General features: G+C 58.0%; 25 protein-coding genes and 1 pseudogene. 20 read left to right on the forward strand and 6 right to left on the reverse strand.

What is annotated here, in order from left to right; genetic code table 11:
- Positions 1-6 precede the first annotated feature (6 nt).
- From UIA24_RS14605 to UIA24_RS14625, 5 genes are all read left to right on the forward strand, one after another.
- Positions 7-993, forward strand: coding sequence for an RnfABCDGE type electron transport complex subunit D (locus UIA24_RS14605; protein WP_330523159.1), 987 nt, complete (start codon positions 7-9; stop codon positions 991-993).
- Positions 990-1,607, forward strand: coding sequence for an RnfABCDGE type electron transport complex subunit G (locus UIA24_RS14610; RefSeq protein ID WP_065760454.1), 618 nt, complete (start codon positions 990-992; stop codon positions 1,605-1,607). Before UIA24_RS14605 ends, UIA24_RS14610 begins: the two co-directional genes overlap by 4 nt.
- On the forward strand, positions 1,600-2,118 hold the full coding sequence (locus UIA24_RS14615; RefSeq protein ID WP_330523160.1) for an Rnf-Nqr domain containing protein: 519 nt from the start codon (positions 1,600-1,602) through the stop codon (positions 2,116-2,118). The genes UIA24_RS14610 and UIA24_RS14615 overlap by 8 nt, the downstream gene beginning before the upstream one ends.
- 3 nt (positions 2,119-2,121) lie before the next feature.
- Positions 2,122-2,760, forward strand: a complete 639-nt coding sequence (nth, locus tag UIA24_RS14620) for an endonuclease III (RefSeq protein ID WP_102053396.1) — start codon at positions 2,122-2,124, stop codon at positions 2,758-2,760.
- Positions 2,761-2,865: 105 nt separating this feature from the next.
- Positions 2,866-3,048 (forward strand): PA3496 family putative envelope integrity protein, encoded by a 183-nt coding sequence (locus UIA24_RS14625; RefSeq protein WP_065760457.1) that lies wholly within the window; start codon positions 2,866-2,868, stop codon positions 3,046-3,048.
- Positions 3,049-3,130: 82 nt separating this feature from the next.
- Here UIA24_RS14625 and UIA24_RS14630 read toward each other — a convergent pair whose 3' ends face one another.
- Positions 3,131-3,757, reverse strand: coding sequence for a response regulator transcription factor (locus UIA24_RS14630; protein WP_065760458.1), 627 nt, complete (start codon positions 3,755-3,757; stop codon positions 3,131-3,133).
- 451 nt (positions 3,758-4,208) lie between these two features.
- On the opposite strand from UIA24_RS14630, the pseudogene UIA24_RS23325 reads away from it, so the two are divergent.
- Positions 4,209-4,505, forward strand: a pseudogene (locus UIA24_RS23325) (hypothetical protein); the annotation flags it as partial.
- A 450-nt stretch (positions 4,506-4,955) separates the two neighbouring features.
- Here UIA24_RS23325 and UIA24_RS14640 read toward each other — a convergent pair.
- The gene (locus UIA24_RS14640; protein WP_065761933.1) at positions 4,956-6,173 is read right to left on the reverse strand and encodes an argininosuccinate synthase; all 1,218 of its coding nucleotides are present in this window, start codon (positions 6,171-6,173) and stop codon (positions 4,956-4,958) included.
- 135 nt (positions 6,174-6,308) lie between these two features.
- Positions 6,309-7,289: a flagellar protein MotY gene (locus tag UIA24_RS14645; RefSeq protein ID WP_099776764.1), complete on the reverse strand. Its 981-nt coding sequence runs from the start codon at positions 7,287-7,289 to the stop codon at positions 6,309-6,311.
- Positions 7,290-7,420: 131 nt separating this feature from the next.
- Between UIA24_RS14645 and pyrC the strand changes: the two genes are divergently transcribed.
- Positions 7,421-8,467: a dihydroorotase gene (gene pyrC, locus UIA24_RS14650; protein ID WP_099775616.1), complete on the forward strand. Its 1,047-nt coding sequence runs from the start codon at positions 7,421-7,423 to the stop codon at positions 8,465-8,467.
- On the forward strand, positions 8,464-9,135 hold the full coding sequence (gene rnt / locus UIA24_RS14655) for a ribonuclease T (RefSeq protein WP_099775617.1): 672 nt from the start codon (positions 8,464-8,466) through the stop codon (positions 9,133-9,135). The genes pyrC and rnt overlap by 4 nt, the downstream gene beginning before the upstream one ends.
- Before the next feature lie 59 nt (positions 9,136-9,194).
- Here the strand turns inward: rnt and UIA24_RS14660 are convergent, their stop codons facing one another.
- The gene (locus UIA24_RS14660; RefSeq protein WP_065759316.1) at positions 9,195-9,797 is read right to left on the reverse strand and encodes a peroxiredoxin; all 603 of its coding nucleotides are present in this window, start codon (positions 9,795-9,797) and stop codon (positions 9,195-9,197) included.
- 235 nt (positions 9,798-10,032) lie between these two features.
- On the opposite strand from UIA24_RS14660, the gene UIA24_RS14665 reads away from it, so the two are divergent.
- Together UIA24_RS14665 and bfr are read left to right on the forward strand one after the other, a co-directional pair.
- The gene (locus UIA24_RS14665) at positions 10,033-10,251 is read left to right on the forward strand and encodes a bacterioferritin-associated ferredoxin (RefSeq protein WP_065759317.1); all 219 of its coding nucleotides are present in this window, start codon (positions 10,033-10,035) and stop codon (positions 10,249-10,251) included.
- Between the two features lie 198 nt (positions 10,252-10,449).
- Positions 10,450-10,920, forward strand: coding sequence for a bacterioferritin (bfr, locus tag UIA24_RS14670; protein WP_065759318.1), 471 nt, complete (start codon positions 10,450-10,452; stop codon positions 10,918-10,920).
- Between the two features lie 64 nt (positions 10,921-10,984).
- On the opposite strand, the gene grxD is transcribed toward bfr, so the two are convergent.
- Positions 10,985-11,320 (reverse strand): Grx4 family monothiol glutaredoxin, encoded by a 336-nt coding sequence (gene grxD, locus UIA24_RS14675; protein ID WP_065759319.1) that lies wholly within the window; start codon positions 11,318-11,320, stop codon positions 10,985-10,987.
- Positions 11,321-11,801: 481 nt separating this feature from the next.
- Here grxD and argF point away from each other — a divergent pair, with 481 nt between their 5' ends.
- Positions 11,802-12,722: an ornithine carbamoyltransferase gene (argF, locus tag UIA24_RS14680; RefSeq protein ID WP_065759320.1), complete on the forward strand. Its 921-nt coding sequence runs from the start codon at positions 11,802-11,804 to the stop codon at positions 12,720-12,722.
- Positions 12,719-13,828: an ABC transporter ATP-binding protein gene (locus UIA24_RS14685; RefSeq protein ID WP_099775618.1), complete on the forward strand. Its 1,110-nt coding sequence runs from the start codon at positions 12,719-12,721 to the stop codon at positions 13,826-13,828. The genes argF and UIA24_RS14685 overlap by 4 nt, the downstream gene beginning before the upstream one ends.
- Positions 13,829-13,883: 55 nt before the next feature.
- On the opposite strand, the gene ybaK is transcribed toward UIA24_RS14685, so the two are convergent.
- Entirely contained in the window at positions 13,884-14,354 is a 471-nt protein-coding gene (gene ybaK, locus UIA24_RS14690) for a Cys-tRNA(Pro) deacylase (RefSeq protein WP_065759322.1), read from the reverse strand.
- A gap of 314 nt (positions 14,355-14,668) precedes the next feature.
- Here ybaK and UIA24_RS14695 point away from each other — a divergent pair, with 314 nt between their 5' ends.
- The 8 genes from UIA24_RS14695 to UIA24_RS14730 all read left to right on the forward strand — a co-directional run bounded on the left by UIA24_RS14695 (position 14,669) and on the right by UIA24_RS14730 (position 23,565).
- The gene (locus UIA24_RS14695; protein WP_102053775.1) at positions 14,669-15,520 is read left to right on the forward strand and encodes an MIP/aquaporin family protein; all 852 of its coding nucleotides are present in this window, start codon (positions 14,669-14,671) and stop codon (positions 15,518-15,520) included.
- 66 nt (positions 15,521-15,586) lie between these two features.
- Entirely contained in the window at positions 15,587-17,089 is a 1,503-nt protein-coding gene (gene glpK / locus UIA24_RS14700) for a glycerol kinase GlpK (RefSeq protein WP_330523161.1), read from the forward strand.
- Between the two features lie 166 nt (positions 17,090-17,255).
- Positions 17,256-18,011, forward strand: a complete 756-nt coding sequence (gene glpR, locus UIA24_RS14705; protein WP_099775620.1) for a DNA-binding transcriptional repressor GlpR — start codon at positions 17,256-17,258, stop codon at positions 18,009-18,011.
- Positions 18,012-18,143: 132 nt separating this feature from the next.
- Entirely contained in the window at positions 18,144-19,721 is a 1,578-nt protein-coding gene (gene glpD, locus UIA24_RS14710; RefSeq protein ID WP_442963035.1) for a glycerol-3-phosphate dehydrogenase, read from the forward strand.
- A 690-nt stretch (positions 19,722-20,411) separates the two neighbouring features.
- Complete coding sequence (locus UIA24_RS14715; RefSeq protein ID WP_065759327.1) at positions 20,412-21,326, forward strand: glutamate/aspartate ABC transporter substrate-binding protein; 915 nt, start codon at positions 20,412-20,414, stop codon at positions 21,324-21,326.
- A gap of 96 nt (positions 21,327-21,422) precedes the next feature.
- Positions 21,423-22,169 (forward strand): amino acid ABC transporter permease, encoded by a 747-nt coding sequence (locus UIA24_RS14720; RefSeq protein WP_102053773.1) that lies wholly within the window; start codon positions 21,423-21,425, stop codon positions 22,167-22,169.
- Entirely contained in the window at positions 22,166-22,834 is a 669-nt protein-coding gene (locus tag UIA24_RS14725) for an amino acid ABC transporter permease (RefSeq protein WP_102053772.1), read from the forward strand. Before UIA24_RS14720 ends, UIA24_RS14725 begins: the two co-directional genes overlap by 4 nt.
- Complete coding sequence (locus UIA24_RS14730) at positions 22,831-23,565, forward strand: amino acid ABC transporter ATP-binding protein (RefSeq protein ID WP_102053771.1); 735 nt, start codon at positions 22,831-22,833, stop codon at positions 23,563-23,565. The genes UIA24_RS14725 and UIA24_RS14730 overlap by 4 nt, the downstream gene beginning before the upstream one ends.
- Positions 23,566-23,605 lie beyond the last annotated feature (40 nt).

A 23,605-nucleotide genomic window follows, 5' to 3' on the forward strand; every position in this document is an offset into this window, starting at 1 on the left:
GCGAGCATGGCCGCGGCTGATGTCAGCGAGCGTCTGCGCTCCACCATGGGGCTGGTGCTGCTGGCCTGCGCCCCAGGGCTTCTGGCGTTGCTCTGGTTGCACGGCTGGGGCTTGCTGCTCAACCTGCTGCTGACCAGCGTCGGAGCGCTGGCAACCGAGGCTGGCTTGCTCATGCTGATGCAGCGCCCTGTTCGGGTCGCGTTAAGCGACGGCAGCGCCCTGGTCACCGCGACATTGCTGGCCATTGCACTGCCCGCCTATGCGCCCTGGTGGTTGCCGATGATCGCCGCCAGTAGCGCGATTGCGATAGGCAAACACCTGTACGGCGGTGTGGGCAAGAATCCATTCAATCCCGCCATGCTTGGCTATGCCCTGGTCTTGCTGTCGTTCCCGGTTGCGATGACCCAGTGGCCTGCCCCCCAACCGCTGGACCTTGGCAGCAGCCTGCACCAGGTGTTTGGTATCGCCAGCAGCACACAACCCGACGCTTGGGTACAAGCCACCGTACTGGATGGCTTGCGCAACAACAGAAGCCTGACCATGGATGAGTTGTTCGCCCAGCACCCCGGATTTGGCCATTTCGGCGGTAAAGGTACCGAGTGGGCCAGCCTTGGCTTCTTGCTGGGCGGCGTGTTCCTGCTCCAGCGCAAGGTATTCAGCTGGCATGCGCCAGTAGGGCTACTGAGCAGTCTGTTTATCATCAGCTTGTTCTGCTGGAACGGTTCGGGCTCCGACTCCCACGGCTCGCCACTGCTGCACCTGTTATCCGGCTCAACCCTGTTCGCGGCGTTCTTCATTGTCACAGAACCGGTGTCCGGCCCCAGGAGCCCCAAGGCCCGCCTGCTGTTTGGCGCAGGAGTCGGGGCATTGATCTACCTGATCAGAACGTGGGGCAGCTACCCAGACGGCATAGCGTTCGCAGTGCTGCTGATGAACCTTGCGGTGCCAGCCCTGGAACGTTGGGCCGGCCGCTGGGAACGGGAGGCAACATGAACCGTACAGGTCTGCGCAGCCGCATGCTGCTGGCTGCCCTTGCGTTACTGGCAGTCGCGGTCAGCATGGCCTGGCATCACTACGCTGCCGCGCCGATCAGGGTCGCACAGGAACAACTCAAGGCACAGACATGGCTAAGCGTGCTGCCCGCTGACGCCTATGACAATAGCCCCCTGCAACACCCCATCCGCCTGAGTGATACCCGCCTGGCGCATAGCACACTGCGCGCAGGCTACCGTGCGCTACTTGGCGGACAGCCGAGCGCCGTGGTACTGCATAGTCGTACGCAGGGCTACGGCGGCGCGCTGGACATACTGATTGCCATAGACCCCAGCGGCCGGCTGATGGGCCTGAAAGTCCTGCAACAACAGGAAACCCCGGGCCTTGGCGCGCAGCTTGTAGAACCCGGTAACACCTGGCTGCAGCACTTCATCGGCCATGGGCTCACGACTACGCCCGATGCCGCCTGGGCACTGAAACGCGATAATGGCCAGTTCGACCAACTGGCCGGCGCAAGTGTGACCTCTCGCGCCGTGATCCAGGCGCTACATGACGCCCTGCGCTACTTCGATGAGCATGCCAAAGACCTACTCGAAGGGGCCACAGATGAATAGACACTGGCTTGCCGGCCTAAGCCTGGCACCGCTGCTGGGCGCCACGCAAACGCTCCTGCAGGGCGCTTCGATAGCAGCGCTCAGCCTACTGGCAATATTGTTGCATCGCCTCGGTATGACGCCCCTGAGGCGGCTACTGACGGGTATCGGTGCAGAAGTCGCCAGCATGCTTTTGGCTGCGACAATCGTCACCTGCCTGGAACTGAGCCTACGCGCCTACGCCTTGGTGCTTTACCAGAGCCTGGGCCTTTACACCGCACTGATCGCGCTGCAGTGCGTGCTGTTCGAGCATGCGCTGGGACACGCCAAAAGCTGGCGCCTCCCGCTGAGCCTGTTACTCGGGTTCGCTGCACTCTGTATCAGCCTGGGTGTGGCTCGTGAGCTGATGGGCAGCGGTATGCGCCTGGCCCATCTCACCCCTGGGGCCCTGTTCCTTCTTGGCCTGTTGCTCGCCCTGTACAATAGGGCCTGGCGCCAACGTGCGTCCTCTCGCTGCCAAGGAATTCGCTGACCCATGAATGCTACAAAACGCCTGGAAATATTTCGCAGGCTGCATGAAGACAATCCAGAACCGAAGACCGAGCTTGCCTACACATCGCCCTTCGAGCTGCTGATTGCAGTCATCCTGTCCGCACAGGCTACCGACGTTGGGGTCAATAAGGCCACTGCACGCCTGTTCCCGGTGGCCAATACGCCAGAGGCAATATACGCACTAGGCGTCGAGGGGCTGTCGGAGTACATCAAGACCATTGGCCTGTACAACAGCAAAGCGAAAAACGTTATCGAAACCTGCCGATTACTGGTGGAAAAGCATGGCAGTCAGGTGCCGGATAACCGTGAAGCCCTTGAGGCACTGCCTGGGGTGGGTCGAAAAACCGCTAACGTGGTGCTCAACACCGCCTTCCGACAACCCGCAATGGCTGTCGACACCCATATTTTCCGTGTCAGCAACCGCACGGGTATAGCCCCCGGCAAGAACGTTCTAGAGGTTGAAAAGGGGCTGCTGAAGTTTGTACCCAAGGCTTACCTGCTGGACGCCCACCACTGGCTGATCCTGCATGGTCGCTATGTGTGCCAGGCGCGCAAGCCACGTTGCGGCAGTTGCCGGATCGAAGACCTGTGTGATTACAAGCACAAGACTTCAGACGATTGAGCAAATAGCGAAAAAGCTGATTAGCCGATTGAAAAAATCTTTTTTACCGGACCTGAGAATCTCGTTATAAGGTGCGCCAATGGCCCTCTTGCCGTGGAGTGACTTATGAGCACCGATAAAGAAGACCTGGATCTGGATGACGACTTTACTGCCAGCGAAGATTCGCCTGTCGCGGATGTTCCGGTAGAGACGGCAAAAACCAATCTGAGTAAACGCCGCACCATTGACAACCTGCTGGAAGAGCGCCGTTTGCAGAAACAGTTGGCGGACTACGACTTCGATCTTTAACGAACAGCCGCCCAATCAACAGGGCGGCGAGTAGTGGGTTATCAAAAAGCCTCCTGGTCGGGAAGCTATTTTGAACGTCATTTCATACCAGATCGTTACGTTGAGCGAGCTCAATCAGATCGACCAGGGAGCGGGCGTTAAGTTTCAGCAGCAAACGCGTCTTGTAGGTACTGACCGTCTTGTTGCTGAGGAACATGCTATCGGCGATTTCCTTGTTGCTTTTGCCGCGCGCCAATTGTTGCAGCACCATCATTTCCCGACCCGAGAGGCGTTCGACCATCTCCGCTTCACTGGCCCCTCCCAGATTGGAACGAACCGAATGCAACGCCTGATTGGGAAAGTAGCTGTAGCCCGACAGCACAGCCTTGATTGCGCTGAGGAGCTCGGTCAAATCCTGTTGCTTGCAAACATAACCGGCAGCCCCCGCCTGCATGCAACGCATTGAAAAATGCCCCGGCGCCTGGGATGTCAGCACCAGCACCTTCAACGCCTCCCCTGTAGAGGCCAAGCGGGTAATGACCTCAAGCCCGTCGAGTTTAGGGATTCCAATATCCAGAATAACAATGTCGGGAAGATATTCCCGGGCAAGTTGCAGTGCATCTACACCATTATCCGTCTCCGCAATGACTTCGTAACCATGCCGCTCCATCAGCATGCGTACAGCCAAACGAATGACTGGATGATCATCCACGATCAGCACTTTATTCATGGGCAAATCCAAATTTTTGCTGTTCGGTTTTTAAGCTCGCACAATATCCCATTCATTCGAAATATTGCATTCTGCTCCCGCCAAGCACTTACACTCAAAGACACGGCCTACAAAATCATAGGACAATTCCTACAAATTTTATTAATGCCAAACTCAGAAAACAGCAGCACCCGCCAAAGAAAACGCAAGTAAAATCCGCTGTAAAACAACACTATCATCATTCAAAGTCACAACCTATGAAGCGACGCCACAATCGTTGAAGGAAATTTCCCATAGTGCCATTAGATTAATAGAAGTTCGTAGTCCTCTTTAAAAATCACCCCATACAGCAGCCTTACGGATTGCTTGAAACAACACATAATTACCCACCTGTACGGACTATTCGAGCGATCCTTCTGAGCATGGCGGCCCGTCATGCATCTCCGCCAAAATGAGCAGAAGGTACTGAATTATGAGCAACGCCGAACCCAAAAGTCCGTTGACCATCATCGCCATCTTCGCCGGAATCATTGAGGCCTCTGCGCTGGCCTCCCTGCCATTTCTCGGTGAAGACAGCCAAGAAATTTACACGTGGTTTCTTGTAGGGTTTCCGCCCTTCCTGACACTGCTTTTCTTTCTTACATTAAATTTCAACACACGATCACTGTATGTCCCTGACAATACTGAATCACCCACAGAGCACGCACAGGAAACAGCGGCATCGAACAGCTTGACCCAAGAAAAAAACAGCAATGAAGAGCCCATAGCCGAGCACTCTTCAAGTGCAGTTGAATATTCAACGACGAGCACGGTAAAACGCGAACAGTGTCGAGATGATCCCAATGACACACTTCATGAGAAACTCAATGAGCTGTGCGAAAAACTCGCACAATTAGAACTCATGATAAACACGCCGAACAGCCCGGTTTTACCCGACAACACACCCCCATCCAGCATCTTTCTATCCGGCAGCGGCGCGAATCAGTTTATTGAACATCATGTATTAAGCGCGCTGAAGCAATCACGACTTTCACCCAGTAACGGAAGTGGAGAGTCGTTGGTTTTTTACAATATGGATGCTGGTATTCAAACGACGATTACCAATAAACCCATGTCCTCCACACCCCATAAGGCATGGCCATGTACAGACCCACAGTAATAAAAACGATGAATAAAAAAACCCGGCCAAGGCCGGGTTTTTTTCAAACGAGGAGAACGCTTAAATCAGCGAACGACCCTTGTTTGCGGCAATGCGCATGCGCAAGGCGTTCAGCTTGATGAAGCCCGCTGCATCGGCCTGGTTGTAAGCACCGCCATCTTCCTCGAAGGTAGCAATGTTGGCGTCGAACAGCGAGTCATCAGACTTGCGACCTGTCACGATCACGTTGCCCTTGTACAGCTTCAGACGTACAACACCGTTCACGTTCACCTGCGAAGCATCGATCATTTGCTGCAGCATCAGACGCTCTGGGCTCCACCAGTAACCGGTGTAGATCAGGCTGGCGTACTTCGGCATCAGCTCATCTTTCAAGTGAGCGACTTCACGGTCGAGGGTGATCGACTCGATGGCGCGGTGTGCACGCAGCATGATGGTGCCGCCCGGGGTTTCGTAGCACCCACGAGACTTCATGCCGACATAGCGGTTTTCGACGATATCCAGACGCCCGATGCCGTTCTCGCCGCCGATGCGGTTGAGGGTTGCCAGCACGGTAGCGGGGGTCATTTCCACGCCGTCGATAGCAACGATGTCACCGTTGCGGTAGGTCAGTTCGATGTAGGTCGGTACGTCCGGCGCGTTTTCCGGCGACTTGGTCCAACGCCACATGTCTTCTTCGTGCTCGGTCCAGGTATCCTCAAGCACACCGCCCTCATAGGAGATATGCAGCAGGTTGGCGTCCATCGAGTACGGCGACTTCTTCTTGCCGTGACGCTCGATTGGAATCGCGTGCTTCTCGGCATAGTCCATCAGCTTTTCACGCGAGAGCAGGTCCCACTCGCGCCATGGCGCAATAACCTTCACGCCTGGCTTGAGCGCGTAGGCACCCAGCTCGAAACGTACCTGGTCGTTGCCCTTGCCGGTCGCGCCATGAGAAATGGCATCGGCGCCGGTTTCGTTGGCGATTTCGATCAGACGCTTGGCAATCAGCGGACGAGCGATGGAGGTACCCAGCAGGTACTCACCTTCGTAAACGGTGTTGGCGCGGAACATCGGGAACACGAAGTCACGCACAAACTCTTCGCGCAGGTCGTCGATGTAGATTTCTTTGACACCCATGGCCTGAGCCTTGGCGCGGGCCGGTTCGACCTCCTCGCCCTGCCCCAGGTCGGCGGTGAAGGTCACCACTTCGCAGTTATAGGTATCTTGCAGCCACTTGAGAATTACCGAAGTATCAAGGCCGCCGGAATACGCCAGTACGACCTTTTTTACGTCCGCCATGCCATCACTCCACGGGGTTGTACGGAAAACCGATGATTCTACCGGTCTTACCGCAACATTTACAGTGGGGCGACAGCTTGTGACGACAAAGCGACAGGAACGGTCGAGGGCGCGACGGACGGTCGCCCCTCAACCTCAGGACTTAACGGCCGGCTTGGTAACAGAGGTGTTGGCTGCAGGCACTTGGCCTGGTGCTGTCGACGCCGCATCTGGTGCCTTGCCAAGCGGTTTTTCGCTGGCGGCTTCTACCGGCTTTTCAACGGGCGCCACTCGGTCCAACTGAATGTTCACGCGGCGATTGCGCGAGCGGTTGGCCGGGCTGTTGTTCGGTGCAAGTGGATACCGCTCACCATGGAAACGCAGCGTGATCTGCTCTTCTGCAATACCGTGGCTTTTAAAGTAATCCATGACGGCCAGCGCACGCCGACGTGACAGGTCACGGTTGGTCAGGCGATTGCCACTGTTGTCCGAATGGCCATCAAGCTCAATATGATTGACCGTCGGATCAGCCTTGAGGAAGTCGAGGATGATGTCCAGTCGCGCTTGGGCATTGGCATCCAGGTCGATACCGCCACCCGGGAAGTCGACCCGGGTCTGACGCACCTGGTCGTAGTTCATCGGCAACAACTTGGCCGCACAGACCTGGTAGTCACCGTAGGCCTGGCCAAACTTGACTGGCAACACGCGCACTTCCATCGCCCGCCCCGCCTCACCCGCATAATTGCGGACCACGGTACTGCGGCCGTCCAGCAGGCCATTGATCAAACGGCTGGCCTGGCCTTGCGTGCTGTTGAACAGCACACCATTACGGGCCATGCGCACAGTGCCCAGGTTGATATCGCCACGCCCGGGCTGCCAGGGCGCGGCGGCGGCCAGCAAGGTTGCCGAACCTGTCCCCAGTACATTGCTGTTCGAACGCAACTGGAAGGTCGGCTGTTCGCCCGCGCGACGCACGAACTCACCGGAGCCAAAATTGGCAATCGGCTGAATCAATCGGCACTCGAACTGATCACCCTCGACCTTCCACTCGACGCTTTCCAGACGCGTCTGGAAAGTAAGTGCCATGGCAGGCAGGCTGGCAAACATGCTGAGCAGGGCTAGATAATGCTGGCGCACGGGCGGCTCCACAAATTTTTCACGGCATACCTGCAAGGTATCGGTAAGCCCTGGCAAAACTTGATAGCGAGTGCTCGGACCCGGCTTTTCCGGTAGCATTCACCTTGAGTTCGACCCGCCTGGAATCCCCAATGTCCGACCGCCTGACCCTCCTGCGTCCTGACGACTGGCATATCCATCTTCGTGATGGTGCCGTCCTGCCCCACACCGTTGGCGATGTGGCGCGCACCTTTGCCCGCGCGATCATCATGCCAAACCTGGTACCACCAGTGCGCAACGCCGCCGAAGCCGGCGCCTATCGCGAGCGTATCCTCGCGGCCCGTCCGGCTGGTAGCCGCTTCGAGCCGTTGATGGTCCTGTACCTCACCGACCGTACCCAACCCGAGGAAATCCGCGCGGCCAAAGCCAGCGGTTTCGTCCACGCCGCCAAGCTTTATCCAGCGGGTGCGACCACCAACTCGGACTCGGGTGTCACCAGCATCGACAACATCTTCCCGGTGCTCGAGGCCATGGCTGAAGTCGGCATGCCGTTACTGGTCCACGGTGAAGTAACGCGTAGCGAGGTCGACGTCTTCGACCGCGAGAAGCAGTTCATCGACGAACACATGCGCCGCGTAGTCGAGCGTTTCCCGACGCTTAAAGTGGTCTTCGAACACATTACAACGGCCGATGCCGTGCAGTTCGTGACAGAAGCACCGGCCAACGTCGGGGCAACCATTACTGCTCAGCACCTGCTGTACAACCGCAACCACATGCTGGTCGGTGGCATTCGCCCGCACTACTACTGCCTGCCGATCCTCAAGCGCAATACGCACCAGGTCGCCCTGCTCGATGCCGCTACCAGCGGCAACAGCAAGTTCTTCCTGGGCACCGACTCGGCGCCGCATGCCCGTCACGCCAAGGAAGCCGCCTGCGGTTGTGCCGGCTGCTACACCGCCTACGCCGCTATCGAGCTGTATGCCGAAGCATTCGAGCAGCGCAATGCGCTGGACAAACTCGAAGGTTTCGCCAGCCTGCATGGCCCTGCGTTCTACGGCCTGCCGACCAATACCGACACTATTACCCTGGTCCGCGAAAGCTGGACCGCCCCGGATAGCCTGCCATTCGGCGAGCACACCGTGGTACCGCTGCGCGCCGGTGAACAACTGCGCTGGCGCCTGCTGGAGACAAATGCGTGAGTGATGATCACTTCGACCTCGACCAGGAAGGTCATAGCGGCGGCCCGCGTCACCCCATGGCCGAACGCTTTCGTGGTTACCTGCCAGTAGTTGTGGATGTCGAGACGGGCGGTTTCAACTGCGCAACCGACGCCTTGCTGGAAATTGCCGCCGTGACCATCGGCATGGATGAGAAAGGTTTCCTGTTCCCCGAGCACACCTATTTCTTCCGTGTCGAACCGTTTGAAGGCGCCAATATTGAACAGGCCGCACTGGAGTTCACCGGCATCAAGCTGGACCATCCGCTACGCATGGCCGTTAGCGAGGAGGCCGCGCTAACCGACATTTTCCGTGGTGTGCGCAAGGCCTTGAAGGCCAATGGCTGCAAGCGGGCAATTCTGGTCGGCCACAACAGCAGTTTCGACCTGGGCTTCCTCAATGCCGCGGTAGCCCGGAACGATATGAAGCGCAACCCGTTTCATCCGTTCTCCAGTTTCGACACGGCTACCCTGGCGGGCCTGGCCTATGGCCAGACCGTACTGGCCAGGGCCTGTCAAAGTGCCGACATCGACTTTGACGGACGTGAAGCACATTCGGCTCGCTATGACACCGAAAAAACCGCCGAGCTGTTCTGCGGTATCGTCAACCGCTGGAAACAAATGGGCGGCTGGCAAGACTTCGACGACTGAAGTCGACAGCCACGCATAAAAAAACCGGCCACTGGGGCCGGTTTTTTTATGCGTGGTGCTTACAGCTTGCCAGCATTTTCGCTCAGGTAAGCAGCAACGCCTTCTGGCGAAGCGGTCATGCCCTTGTCGCCTTTTTTCCAGTTGGCAGGGCAGACTTCGCCGTGCTCTTCGTGGAATTGCAGGGCGTCGACCAGACGCAGCAGCTCGTCCATGTTACGGCCCAGCGGCAGGTCGTTGACGATTTGCGAACGGACCACACCGTTGGTGTCGATCAGGAACGCGCCACGGAAGGCTACGCCGCCTTCGGACTCAACGTCATAGGCCTTGCAGATCTCGTGGGAGATGTCAGCGGCCAGGGTGTATTTGACCGGGCCGATACCGCCGTTGTTGACGGGGGTATTACGCCAAGCATTGTGGGTGAAATGCGAGTCGATCGAAACACCGATGACTTCGACGTTACGCGCCTGGAAGTCAGGAATACGGTGGTCCAGGGCGATCAGCTCGGACGGGCAGACGAAAGTGAAGTCCAGTGGGTAGAAGAACACCAGGCCGTACTTGCCCTTGATGGCCGAAGCCAGGTTGAAGCTGTCGACGATCTCGCCATTGCCGAGTACGGCTGGAACCGTGAAATCCGGGGCTTTTTTGCCTACGAGCACGCTCATTCGATATCTCCTGATGTAGTGGAATGGTATACACAGCAGGGCACATGGCCCACCTGGCATCGCATGGACTAACCATCATACACCGCCCAACGTGTACCGCCGAATTTAAGGGCGGTCACTGACCAGGCTGCCGTCCGTCGCGGCGAACGGGACCGCTCAACAAAGTGCTTTGACAAGCATTCTCATTAACATTAAGATCCTCCGCATTGAGCCTTTAGCCACGATGGTCTCCTCTATGTATGTGTGTCTTTGTGTTGGTGTTACCGACGGACAGATCCGCGATGCAATCTACGACGGCTGCTGTAGCTACCGTGACGTACGCGAAGCCACCAATGTGGGCACTCAGTGCGGCAAATGCGCCTGCCTGGCTAAACAAGTCGTACGCGAAACCCTGACTGAGCTGCAAGTGAGCCAGGCTGCACTGCCTTATCCAGTAGAATTTACTGCAGCATAATTCAGACTTTCCAAGAACCGGACCCAGCGTCCGGTTTTTTTATGCCTGTAATTCAAGTGCTTAGGACTAAGACGCGGAACAAAAACATTCTTATTCCTATTAGTTTCTATTTATTATTCAATAACTTAGGTTTGACAGCAAAAGTTGTCCGGCTCACACTCCAGACCATTGTGCACACCTACAGGGCAGGACCCCATCATGAAAGGCGACGTTAGCGTCATCCAGCATCTCAACAAGATCCTCGGAAACGAGCTGGTCGCAATCAACCAATACTTCCTGCATGCCCGTATGTATGAAGACTGGGGCCTGGATAAGCTCGGCAAGCACGAGTACAAAGAATCCATCGATGAAATGAAACACGCTGACAAACTGATCAAGCGGATTCTGTTCCTCGAAGGCATCCCGAACGTGCAGGACCTTGGCAAACTGTTCATTGGTGAGCACACCAAGGAAATGCTCCAGTGCGACCTGAAAATCGAGCAGACAGGTCTAGCCGATCTCAAGGCCGCGATTGCCCACTGTGAAACGGTTGGCGACTTCGGTAGCCGCGAGCTGCTGGAAGACATCCTCGAAGCCGAGGAAGAGCATATCGACTGGCTGGAAACCCAACTGAGCCTGATCGACAAGGTCGGCCTGGAAAACTACCTGCAGTCGCAGATGGGCGAGTAAGCCCGTCTTTCTCGCAGCCAACAAAAAGCCCCGCAATGCGGGGCTTTTTGTTGGCTGACAAGAATCAGGCTTCGGCAGCCTTGGCCTTGGCAGCCGCTTCCTTGATCAGCGTCTGCAGTTCGCCGTTGGCAAACATCTCGGTCATGATGTCACTGCCGCCGACCAGCTCACCGGCCACCCACAATTGTGGGAAGGTTGGCCAGTTGGCGTACTTCGGCAGGTTGGCGCGAATTTCCGGGTTTTGCAGGATGTCCACGTAAGCGAACTTCTCACCACAACCCATTACAGCTTGCGCCGCTTTGGCGGAGAAGCCGCACTGCGGGGCATTGGGCGAGCCTTTCATGTAAAGCAGAATGGTGTTGTTGGCAATCTGCTCTTTGATTGTTTCGATGATATCCATGGAGCACCTCGGCTGAACTTTCCGACGCGGTTGTCGGCACGGTGACGCATTGTATCGGAAAGCCGAGCGTGGCGCTCGGCCTTGCCAACATCCCCCTTCGCCCACCGTCCAGGGGCAAATTTAGCGCAACTGGAGCCGTCCGGAGGGCCACGCTTGAGTGAGCAGATACCTTGCGCCGGATATGCGAATGAGCAGCTAGCCGGTGCGGTTATGCACTCAACAGCGTGAGCAGCGTTTGCCAAGCCGCTGGCAGGCAGTGTAAAACCTTGTGGCGTACACAAAAAAGCTGTTCCCCATTGGGTTATCGCAGATTCGGCAGTGCCGATGTTGCAGCCCCTCTTGGTAAGACGCGACATTTAATTATAGTATTGCGTCTCCCCCTAATTTCGTCGCCACGTGCGGCTTTCGCCGCAGGTCTCACCCGTTTTTCCAAAAACCGGCTTTAGATGATCTGCGGTCTGTTGCAAAAAGGTAGTCAATGATGAACGCAAGGCACTTTCTCTCCCTGATGGACTGCACCCCCGACGAACTGCTCGGTGTGCTCCGTCGTGGCATCGAGCTGAAGGACCTGCGTAACCGAGGCGTGTTGTTCGAACCCCTGAAGAACCGCGTACTGGGGATGATCTTCGAGAAGTCTTCGACCCGCACCCGCCTGTCATTCGAGGCTGGCATGATCCAGCTCGGCGGCCAGGCCATCTTCCTCTCGCCGCGCGACACCCAGCTGGGTCGCGGTGAGCCGATCAGCGACTGCGCCATCGTCATGTCGCGCATGCTGGATGCGGTGATGATCCGTACCTTCGCCCACAGCACGCTGACCGAGTTCGCCGCCAATTCGCGGGTACCGGTGATCAACGGCCTGTCCGATGACCTGCACCCTTGCCAACTGCTGGCCGACATGCAGACATTCCTCGAACACCGCGGCTCGATCCAGGGCAAAACCGTGGCCTGGATCGGCGACGGCAACAACATGTGCAACAGCTATATAGAAGCCGCCATCCAGTTCGACTTCCAATTGCGCATCGCCTGCCCGGAAGACTACGAGCCGAATCCTCAATTCGTCGCCCAAGCCGGAGACCGCGTCACGATCGTCCGTGATCCGAAGGAGGCTGTGCGGGGCGCCCATCTGGTGAGCACCGATGTCTGGACTTCCATGGGGCAGGAGGAGGAAACTGCACGGCGTCTGAAGACGTTCGCACCTTACCAGGTAACGCGCGAGCTGCTCGACCTCGCTGCCCCCGATGTGTTGTTCATGCATTGCCTGCCTGCTCACCGCGGCGAGGAAATCAGCATGGACCTTCTCGACGACCCACGCTCGGTCGCTTGGGACCAGGCGGAAAACCGTCTGCACGCACAGAAGGCGCTTCTTGAATTCCTTGTTGAACCGGCTTACCACCACGCATGAGTCAACCTTTACTGCTCAACCTTCGCAACCTGGCCTGTGGGTACCAAGGCCAGCGCGTTGTCCAGAACCTCAACCTGCACCTGAACGCCGGCGATATCGGTTGTTTGCTCGGCTCTTCCGGGTGCGGGAAAACCACCACGCTACGCGCCATCGCCGGCTTTGAGCCCGTGCATGAGGGCGAGATACAGCTGGCCGGCGAAGTCATCTCCAAAGCAGGGTTCACCCTCGCGCCAGAAAAACGCCGAATCGGCATGGTGTTCCAGGACTATGCACTGTTCCCTCACCTCACCGTGGCGCAGAACATTGCATTCGGCATTGGCAAACACCCACAACAGCAACACGTGGTCGAGGAAATGCTCGAGCTGGTCAAGCTCGGTGGTCTGGGCCAACGTTACCCTCATGAGCTTTCTGGTGGCCAACAGCAACGGGTTGCCCTGGCCCGCGCCTTGGCGCCCGAGCCACAACTGCTGCTTCTTGACGAGCCGTTCTCGAACCTTGATGTCGAACTGCGTCGACGCCTCAGCCATGAAGTGCGTGACATTCTAAAGAGCCGTGGTACCAGCGCGATCCTGGTTACCCACGATCAGGAAGAAGCCTTTGCGGTCAGCGACCATGTCGGTGTGTTCAAGGAAGGTCGACTGGAACAGTGGGATACGCCCTACAACCTGTACCATGAGCCCCTGACCCCCTTCGTGGCCAGCTTCATTGGCCAGGGCTACTTCATTCGCGGTCAACTGACCAGCCCGGAGTCGGTACAGACTGAACTCGGCGAGCTCTGCGGAAATCGCGCCTACACCATGGCCATTGGCAGCGCAGTGGATGTACTGCTGCGGCCAGACGATATCGTCTATGCACCTGACAGCGAGCTCAAGGCACGCATTGTCGGCAAGAGCTTCCTCGGCGCGTCCACGCTGTATCGCCTGCAACTGGCAACCGGCAGCCAGCTCGAAGCGATATTCCCCAGCCACATCGACCATTTGCCTGGCAGCGAAGTCGGTATCGTGGTTGCGGCAGACCACCTGGTACTGTTTCCGGCACCCGGCAGCGTTGCCGCACAACTCCAGCCAGGCGACAACGGCGTGCGTCGTTACAGCCCGGCCGCTTGATAGCCAGGGGCGGGCTTGCTCGCCCCACACGCCTTATCGATCCACACAGCTGCTATCAGTCGCGGGCGATCTCGGCAAAGCTTGCCTGCGTGTGGGTCGCCAATACGTCAGCCGCCAACTCAACCTCCAGGCCACGCCGCCCGGCACTGACAAAAATCGTCGGCAGCGGCTGTGCAGACTGATCAATGAACGTGCGCAAGCGCTTCTTCTGCCCCAGCGGGCTGATGCCCCCCAACAGATAACCCGTGGCACGCTGAGCAGCAGCGGGGTCGGCCATCTCGCACTTCTTCACCCCGGCAGCATGGGCCAGGGCCTTGAGGTCCAGGGAACCTGCCACCGGCACCACCGCCACCAGCAACTCGCCCTTTTCACTGCAGGCCAATAGCGTCTTGAACACCCGCGCGGGCTCCAGCCCCAACTTCTCCGCAGCCTCCAGCCCATAAGAAGCCGCTTTGGGGTCATGTTCGTAACTGTGTACGCGATGTTCGGCACGAACCTTTTTCAATAGATCGAGAGCGGGGGTCATGCGGACTCCTGGCAGGCCGTAAAGACAAATTTCGTCGGCTACTTTAGGACAAAACCCACAGAGCAGCTACACAGGGGGCTACATCACGTCCAAGCACAGCCCTTGCAGCGTCCAGCACCATCCTGCAAACCAATAGTCAGATTGTGAATGACCGTTCACTTTCGACCTTTGACATAAGCGTTTCTTGTCTATATTTTTTCGATTTTGAATATAAGCCAACACCCCCAAAGCCCCTTCCAGCAGAAATTGGGGAATTTCTGCCGGAGCATGTCGAGCGCCAAAGCGCCTCACAACAACAAGAACCGAGGTAACGAATGACCATTGCCCAGCAACAACCGACACTTTCCAGCCAGTGCATGGCCGAGTTCCTGGGAACAGCCTTGTTCATATTTTTTGGCACGGGATGCGTTGCAGCGCTCAAGGTCGCCGGCGCCAGCTTCGGATTGTGGGAGATCAGCATCATCTGGGGCATTGGCGTGAGCATGGCAATCTACCTGACCGCCGGCATCTCCGGCGCTCACCTCAACCCTGCGGTCAGCATTGCCCTGTGCCTGTTCGCAGGTTTTGAAAAACACAAACTGGCGTTCTACATCGTCGCCCAGATCGCCGGTGCTTTCTGCGGCGCTGCGCTGGTGTACACGCTCTACAGCACGCTGTTCTTCGATTACGAACAAACCCATCAGATGCTGCGCGGCACCCAAGGCAGCCTTGAGCTGGCCGCCGTGTTCTCGACCTATCCGCACCCGGCGCTCTCTACCGGCCAGGCTTTCCTGGTTGAGGTGATCATTACCGCCATCCTGATGGCGGTGATCATGGCCCTTACTGACGACAACAACGGCTTGCCACGTGGCGCGCTGGCACCCGTACTGATCGGCCTGCTGATCGCAGTGATCGGCAGCGCGATGGGCCCGCTGACCGGTTTTGCGATGAACCCCGCACGCGATTTCGGGCCTAAACTGATGACCTACCTTACGGGCTGGGGACCAATCGCCTTCACCGGTGGCCGTGAGGTGCCCTATTTTCTGATCCCGGTAATTGCGCCGATCATAGGGGCAAGCCTTGGTGCCGCCCTGTACCGCGGCGTGTTCGCCCGCAACCTGCCCTCTGCAGCGAACATGACCGTCCAGACCGACGACAACCCTCAGGGCAAGACCCAGGCATCCTGATGCCGGGCCAGCGGGCCAACGCCCGCCCTACCCTGACTCCACCTTATTTAGTGCAAGGCCAACGACATGACAGACACCCATAACAAGAACTACATCATTGCCCTGGACCAGGGCACGACCAGTTCGCGGGCCATCATTTTCGACCGGGACGCCAACGTGGTCGGCACCTCGCAGCGCGAGTTCGCACAGCACTACCCTCAGGCTGGCTGGGTCGAGCACGACCCCATGGAGATCTTCGCCACCCAGAGCGCAACCATGGTCGAGGCGCTGGCCCAGGCAGGCCTGAGCCATGATCAAGTGGCGGCCATCGGCATCACCAACCAGCGCGAAACCACCGTGGTCTGGGACAAGGAAACCGGTCGACCGATCTACAACGCCATCGTCTGGCAGTGCCGACGCAGCACCGAAATTTGCGAACAGCTCAAGCGCGATGGCCTGCAGGACTACATTCGCGAAACCACAGGCCTGGTGACCGACCCCTACTTTTCCGGCACCAAGCTCAAATGGATTCTCGACAACGTCGAGGGCGCCCGTGAACGCGCTGAAAAAGGCGAACTGTTGTTCGGCACAATCGATACCTGGCTGATCTGGAAGTTCTCTGGCGGCAAGGTTCACGTCACCGACTACACCAACGCCTCGCGCACCCTGCTCTTCAACATCCACACCCTGACGTGGGACGAGAAGATGCTGCAAGTCCTGGGCATTCCTCGCCAAATGCTGCCTGAGGTTCGCGCCTCCTCCGAGGTATACGGGCACACCAAAAGCGGTATCGCCATTGCGGGCATCGCCGGCGACCAGCAGGCCGCACTGTTCGGCCAGATGTGCGTGGACGCCGGGCAGGCAAAAAACACCTATGGCACCGGCTGCTTTCTGCTGATGAACACCGGAACAAAGGCCGTCACGTCGTCTCACGGCCTGCTCACCACCATCGCCTGCGGCCCTCGCGGCGAAGTGGCTTACGCCCTGGAAGGCGCCGTATTCAACGGTGGCTCCACCGTACAGTGGCTGCGTGACGAACTGAAAATCATCAATGACGCCCACGACACCGAGTACTTCGCCAGCAAGGTCAAGGACAGCAACGGGGTCTACCTGGTGCCAGCGTTCACCGGCCTTGGCGCCCCTTACTGGGACCCCTATGCCCGCGGCGCGCTGTTCGGCCTGACCCGAGGGGTCAAGGTTGACCACATTATCCGAGCGGCCCTGGAGTCGATTGCCTACCAGACCCGGGACGTACTCGACGCCATGCAACAGGATTGCGGCGAACGCCTGAGCGCCCTTCGCGTCGATGGCGGTGCAGTCGCCAACAACTTCCTGATGCAATTCCAGGCCGATATTCTCGGCACCTGCGTTGAGCGCCCACAGATGCGCGAAACCACCGCCCTCGGTGCTGCTTACCTCGCCGGCCTGGCATGCGGCTTCTGGAGTAGCCTGGACGAACTGCGCGGCAAAGCGATCATCGAACGCACGTTCACCCCGCAACTGGATGAAGTGCAGAAAGAAAAACTGTATGCCGGCTGGCTGAAAGCCGTAGACCGCACCCGTGACTGGGAACCGCACGACGAGAACTGAAACCACCGCAGTGCCCCTTGAAGGCAGCGCGAAAACGCTGGGCGTCGGCTTTGCCGGCGCCAAGGCCGCAGGTCAATGCAAGGCGTTGTGCCATCCTCCGGGCTGGTCGTAGGAGATTTCCTCCGGCATCATGGAGAAATTTGCCCGGCCGCCCAAAGGACAGCCCATGAACCTGCCTCCTCGTCAGCAGCAAATCCTCGAACTGGTCCGCGAACGCGGCTATGTCAGCATCGAGGAAATGGCCCAACTGTTCGTCGTGACGCCGCAAACCATTCGGCGGGACATCAATCAACTGGCCGAAGTCAACCTGCTGCGCCGTTACCATGGCGGCGCCGCCTACGACTCCAGCATCGAAAACACCGCCTACGCGATGCGCGCCGATCAGATGCGCGACGAAAAACAACGCATCGCCGAAGCTGTCGCAGCGCAAATTCCCGACCATGCGTCGCTATTCATCAACATTGGTACCACCACCGAGTCCATTGCGCGCGCGCTGCTCAATCACAACCACCTGAAAATAATCACCAATAACCTTCACGTGGCCTCGATCCTGAGTGCAAAAGACGATTTCGAAGTGCTGCTGGCCGGTGGCAACGTACGCCGCGACGGCGGTGTGGTCGGCCAAGCCAGTGTCGACTTCATCAACCAGTTCAAGGTCGACTTCGCCCTGGTCGGCATCAGCGGCATCGATGAAGATGGCAGCCTGTTGGACTTCGACTACCAGGAAGTGCGTGTATCCCAGGCCATCATTGCCAATGCACGGCAGGTCATCCTGGCCGCCGACTCCAGCAAGTTCGGGCGCAACGCGATGGTACGCCTGGGATCAATCAGCCTGGTGGACTGCCTGGTCACCGATCAGCAGCCCGTCGCCGCACTGACTCAGTTGCTCAACCAGCAGAAGATCCGCCTGGAAGTCGTCTAGCCCCTCCCCTCACGGCTGCCGCCAGCGACAGCCGCCCATCATGTTCGTTATTTTTCATTTAGACCTATAGATCAGCATTTTCTATCAAGTCCGGCTAGCGGCGGCTATGCCATTGCGCTAATATTTTCGAAAATGAACATCAATGTTCACATTCAAATTCAGGAGCCGCCCGTGTCCCTCTCCCGCCAAGCGCCCACTACCCTCGATGAAACCTATGACATCGCCGTGATCGGCGGCGGTATCAATGGCGCAGGGATTGCCGCAGATGCAGCAGGGCGCGGGCTGTCCGTGTTGCTTTGCGAAAAAGACGACCTGGCCAGCCATACCTCGTCTGCCAGCAGCAAGTTGATCCATGGTGGCCTGCGCTATCTGGAGCATTATGAGTTTCGCTTGGTACGCGAAGCATTGGCAGAACGCGAAGTACTGCTGGCCAAGGCCCCGCACATCGTCAAGCCGATGCGCTTCGTACTGCCTCACCGCCCTCACCTGCGCCCAGCCTGGATGATTCGCGCGGGCCTGTTCCTCTACGACCACCTGGGTAAACGCAAACGCCTCGGTGCATCGCGTAGCCTGCGCTTCGGCCCGGGTAGCCCGCTGAAGCCGGTGATCACCCGTGGTTTCGAGTATGCCGACTGTGCAGTAGACGACGCCCGCCTGGTGGTACTCAACGCCATGGCGGCCCGGGAAAACGGCGCACACATCCTGACCCATACCCGCTGCCTCGGCGCTCATCGCGTCAACGGCCTGTGGCGTGTACAAATCGAGCGTGCCGACGGCACCCAACAGACGATCCAGGCCAGGGCACTGGTCAATGCCGCAGGCCCTTGGGTTGCAACGTTCATCAAGGATGACCTGAAGCTCGATACCTCCTACGGGATTCGCCTGATCCAAGGCAGCCACCTGATTGTGCCGAAGCTTTACGAAGGCGAGCACGCCTACATCCTGCAGAATGAAGACCAGCGCATTGTGTTTGCCATTCCGTATCTGGAGCGCTTCACCCTGATTGGCACGACAGACCGCGAGTACAATGGCGATCCCGACAAGGTGGTCATCACCGAGGCGGAAACCGACTACATGCTCAAGGTGGTCAATGACCACTTCAAACACCCGTTAAGCCGTGCCGATATCGTCAACAGTTACTCTGGTGTTCGTCCGCTGTGCAATGACGAGTCGGACAATCCATCGGCCATCACGCGCGATTACACCCTGTCCCTTTCAGCCGAGGCTGAACAAGCGCCTTTGTTGTCGGTGTTTGGCGGCAAACTGACCACTTACCGCAAGCTCGCCGAGTCGGCCATGCGTGAGCTGGCGCCATTCTTCACGCAGATGAAAGGCAGTTGGACTGCCACCGCCCCACTGCCAGGCGGCGAAGACATGAGCACACCCAAGGCGCTGAGCGAGAGCATCCAGGCCCGATACGACTGGCTGCCAGGTGCCATCGCTCAACGCTGGGCATTGACCTACGGCAGCCGCGTCTGGCGCCTGCTCGAAGGCGTCCAGGGTCCCGAAGACCTGGGCGAAGCCATGGGTGGGGGATTGTTCGCCCGCGAGGTGGATTACCTGTGCAGCGAAGAGTGGGCTACCAGCGCCGAGGATATTCTCTGGCGGCGAACCAAGCTTGGGCTGTTCACCAGCCCAGCCGAGCAAGAGAAACTAAAGCAGTACCTGCTCCGCGTCGCACTGAACCGCAGCAAGTCCGAAGCGGCCTGAGCCGTTTGACTCACAGGTGACAGCGCATAAAAAATCCGACACCAGAATCTGGTATCGGATTTCCGAGAGGCCCGCTCACGCTCATGTGCCGAACCAAACGGCACTAAGCCTGAGCGGAACTTTTCGCCCGGATGAGACGAACCTAAACGGTTACGTTCGCCCGACTCAGGTCAAGCCTTGCGCCAGCCGTGCCCATGCTCGGCATCTTCGTCGTCATCATCACCGCCGTTGCTGGATTCAACGAAATACTGCTTCATTGCTGTGCTCATGATGCACTCCTTGTAAGTTCTCTGGCTCCGTTGCCAGCAAGGTCATACTGCTTTCTCGGCATTACCGGGAGCAGCAGGCAATGTTTCCGGGCGCCCGCCGTTTGCGGGATCAACCGCTCTCAACAACCCCGCCCTCTGGAAATCAACACCTGCACACGCACGTTTGCCACCCTAAAAGCGTTCGGCCTTCCGAACGCGCCACATGACGATGTTCGGCAAGCCGTACGAATAAGCGCCATCAAAAACCGAAAAATCAAATTAATATTCAATAAAATCATAGCGTTACAATAGATTCCGGGGCTTGGCACGACTCATGCTCTACACTCAGTACCCGAATGCGCAAACCGCTTGATTGCAGTGTTCGCTGAACGAATGAGCCCAGCAAAGGCTCCATAAAAAAAACAACGTCGAGGAAATTTTGATGCGTATCGTTCCCCACCTGTTGGGCGCCGCTATCGCGGCCGCTTTGATCAGCACGCCAGTATTTGCCGCCGATCTGACCGGCACGCTGAAGAAAATCAAGGAATCGGGCACCATTACCCTGGGGCACCGCGACGCTTCCATTCCGTTCTCCTACATCGCTGACGCATCGGGCAAACCGGTCGGTTATGCACACGACATCCAGCTGGCAATCGTCGAGGCCCTCAAGAAGGACCTGGACGCACCAAACCTTCAGGTCAAATACAACCTGGTGACCTCGCAAACCCGTATTCCGCTAGTGCAGAACGGCACAGTGGACGTCGAGTGCGGTTCGACCACCAACAACGTCGAACGCCAGCAACAGGTCGACTTCTCGGTCGGCATCTTCGAGATCGGCACCCGCCTGCTGACGAAAAAGGATTCCAAGTACAAGGACTTCCCGGACCTGGCCGGCAAGAACGTGGTCACCACCGCCGGCACCACCTCCGAGCGCATTCTCAAGGCGATGAACGCCGATAAGCAGATGAAGATGAACGTCATCTCGGCCAAGGACCACGGTGAGTCCTTCCAGATGCTCGAGTCCGGTCGTGCCGTTGCCTTCATGATGGATGACGCCCTGCTCGCTGGCGAAATGGCCAAGGCCAAGAAGCCAACCGACTGGGAAGTGACCGGCACCCCGCAGTCCTATGAGATCTACGGTTGCATGGTGCGCAAAGGCGATGCGCCCTTCAAGAAAGCCGTCGATGACGCGATCGTTGCACTCTACAAATCAGGCGAGATCAACAAGATCTACGATAAATGGTTCCAGCAGCCAATTCCGCCAAAAGGCCTGAACCTGATGTTCCCGATGAGCGACGAGCTCAAGGCGCTGATCGCCAACCCCACTGACAAAGCTGCAGACGAAAAGAAGTCCTGATCCCAGGCAGTGACTAACCTTTCATCCGAGGGCGCCCTGTGCGCACTCGGATGCTCGAAGGTGCCCGTGAAACAACTGATCTGAGGGGAGACCCCGATGAATTACAACTGGGACTGGGGCGTTTTTTTCAAGTCCACCGGCGTAGGCAGCGAGATCTATCTCGACTGGTTCATCTCCGGGCTAGGCTGGACCGTCGGCATTGCCGCCGCCGCCTGGGTCATTGCGCTGTTGCTGGGTTCGGTACTCGGCGTCATGCGCACCGTCCCGAACCGTCTGGTATCGGGTATTGCCACGGCCTACGTGGAACTTTTTCGTAACGTACCGCTGCTGGTGCAGCTGTTCATATGGTACTTCCTGATACCGGACATGCTGCCCGAAGGCCTGCAAGAGTGGTACAAGCAAGACCTCAATCCGACCACCTCGGCCTTCATCAGCGTGGTGATCTGCCTGGGTCTGTTTACGGCTGCACGGGTCTGCGAGCAAGTCCGTACCGGCATCCAGGCGCTGCCACGAGGCCAGGAGTCCGCCGCGCGCGCCATGGGCTTCAGCCTGCCGCAGATCTACTGGAACGTACTGCTGCCGCAAGCGTATCGGATCATCATTCCGCCGCTCACCTCGGAATTCCTGAACGTGTTCAAGAACTCCTCGGTGGCCTCGCTGATCGGCCTGATGGAATTGCTGGCACAGACCAAGCAGACCGCCGAGTTCTCCGCAAACCTGTTTGAAGCCTTCACCCTGGCCACCCTGATCTACTTCACCCTGAACATGAGCCTGATGCTGCTCATGCGTCTGATCGAGAAGAAAGTCGCCGTGCCTGGCCTGATCTCCGTGGGAGGTAAATGATGGACTTCAGTGGAATCATTCCCGCCCTGCCGGCCCTCTGGAACGGCATGCTGATGACCCTGCAACTCATGGTCCTGGGGGTCATTGGCGGTATTGCCCTGGGTACCGTGCTGGCGCTGATGCGCTTGTCCTCCAACAAGCTGCTGGCCAATCTCGCGGGTGCCTACGTCAACTACTTCCGCTCCATTCCGCTGCTGCTGGTCATCACCTGGTTCTACCTGGCGGTACCGTTCGTGCTGCGCTGGATTACCGGCGAAGACACACCCGTCGGGGCGTTCACCTCGTGCCTGATCGCGTTCATGATGTTCGAGGCGGCGTACTTCTGTGAGATCGTCCGTGCTGGTGTGCAGTCGATCGCCAAAGGCCAGATGGGTGCTGCGCAGGCACTGGGCATGACCTACGGTCAAACCATGCGCCTGATCATCCTGCCTCAGGCCTTTCGCAAGATGACCCCACTGCTGCTGCAGCAGAGCATTATCCTGTTTCAAGACACCTCGCTGGTCTACACCGTCGGCCTGGTAGATTTCCTCAACTCCGCACGTGCCAGCGGCGACATCATCGGGCAATCCAACGAGTTTCTGTTGTTCGCCGGTGCCGTGTACTTCGTTATCAGCTTCTCCGCCTCCTTCCTGGTCAAGCGTCTGCAGAAAAGGTTAACCGTATGATCTCTATCAAGAACGTCAACAAGTGGTACGGCGACTTCCAGGTACTGACCGACTGCAGCACCGAAGTCAAAAAAGGCGAAGTGGTCGTGGTCTGCGGCCCGTCGGGCTCGGGTAAATCGACCCTGATCAAATGCGTCAACGCACTGGAGCCGTTCCAGAAAGGCGACATCATTGTCGACGGCACCTCGATTGCCGATCCGAAGACCAACCTGCCGAAACTGCGTTCGCGAGTGGGCATGGTGTTCCAGCATTTCGAGCTGTTCCCCCACTTGACCATCACCGAGAACCTGACCATTGCCCAGCGCAAGGTGCTGGGCCGCAGTGAAGCCGAAGCGACCAAGAAAGGCCTGGCCTTGCTGGACCGCGTTGGCCTCAGTGCCCATGCGAAAAAGCACCCGGGGCAACTCTCAGGTGGTCAACAGCAGCGTGTGGCAATTGCCCGCGCGCTGTCGATGGACCCGATCGTCATGCTGTTCGACGAACCGACTTCGGCACTGGACCCTGAGATGGTCAACGAAGTACTGGACGTCATGGTTGAGCTGGCACACGAAGGCATGACCATGATGTGCGTTACCCACGAAATGGGGTTCGCTCGCAAGGTCGCCAACCGAGTGATTTTCATGGACCAGGGCCGGATCATCGAAGACTGCCAGAAAGAGGAGTTCTTCGGTAATACCGATGCGCGCCATGAGCGTACACAGCACTTCCTCAGCAAGATCCTGCAACACTAATGCACCACTGCCGCCTGTCCGGTGTTCGCCGGGCAGGCGG

The organism is Pseudomonas sp. AL 58 (assembly GCF_036348395.1).
In the GTDB taxonomy this organism is placed as follows: Bacteria; Pseudomonadota; Gammaproteobacteria; order Pseudomonadales; family Pseudomonadaceae; genus Aquipseudomonas; species Aquipseudomonas defluvii.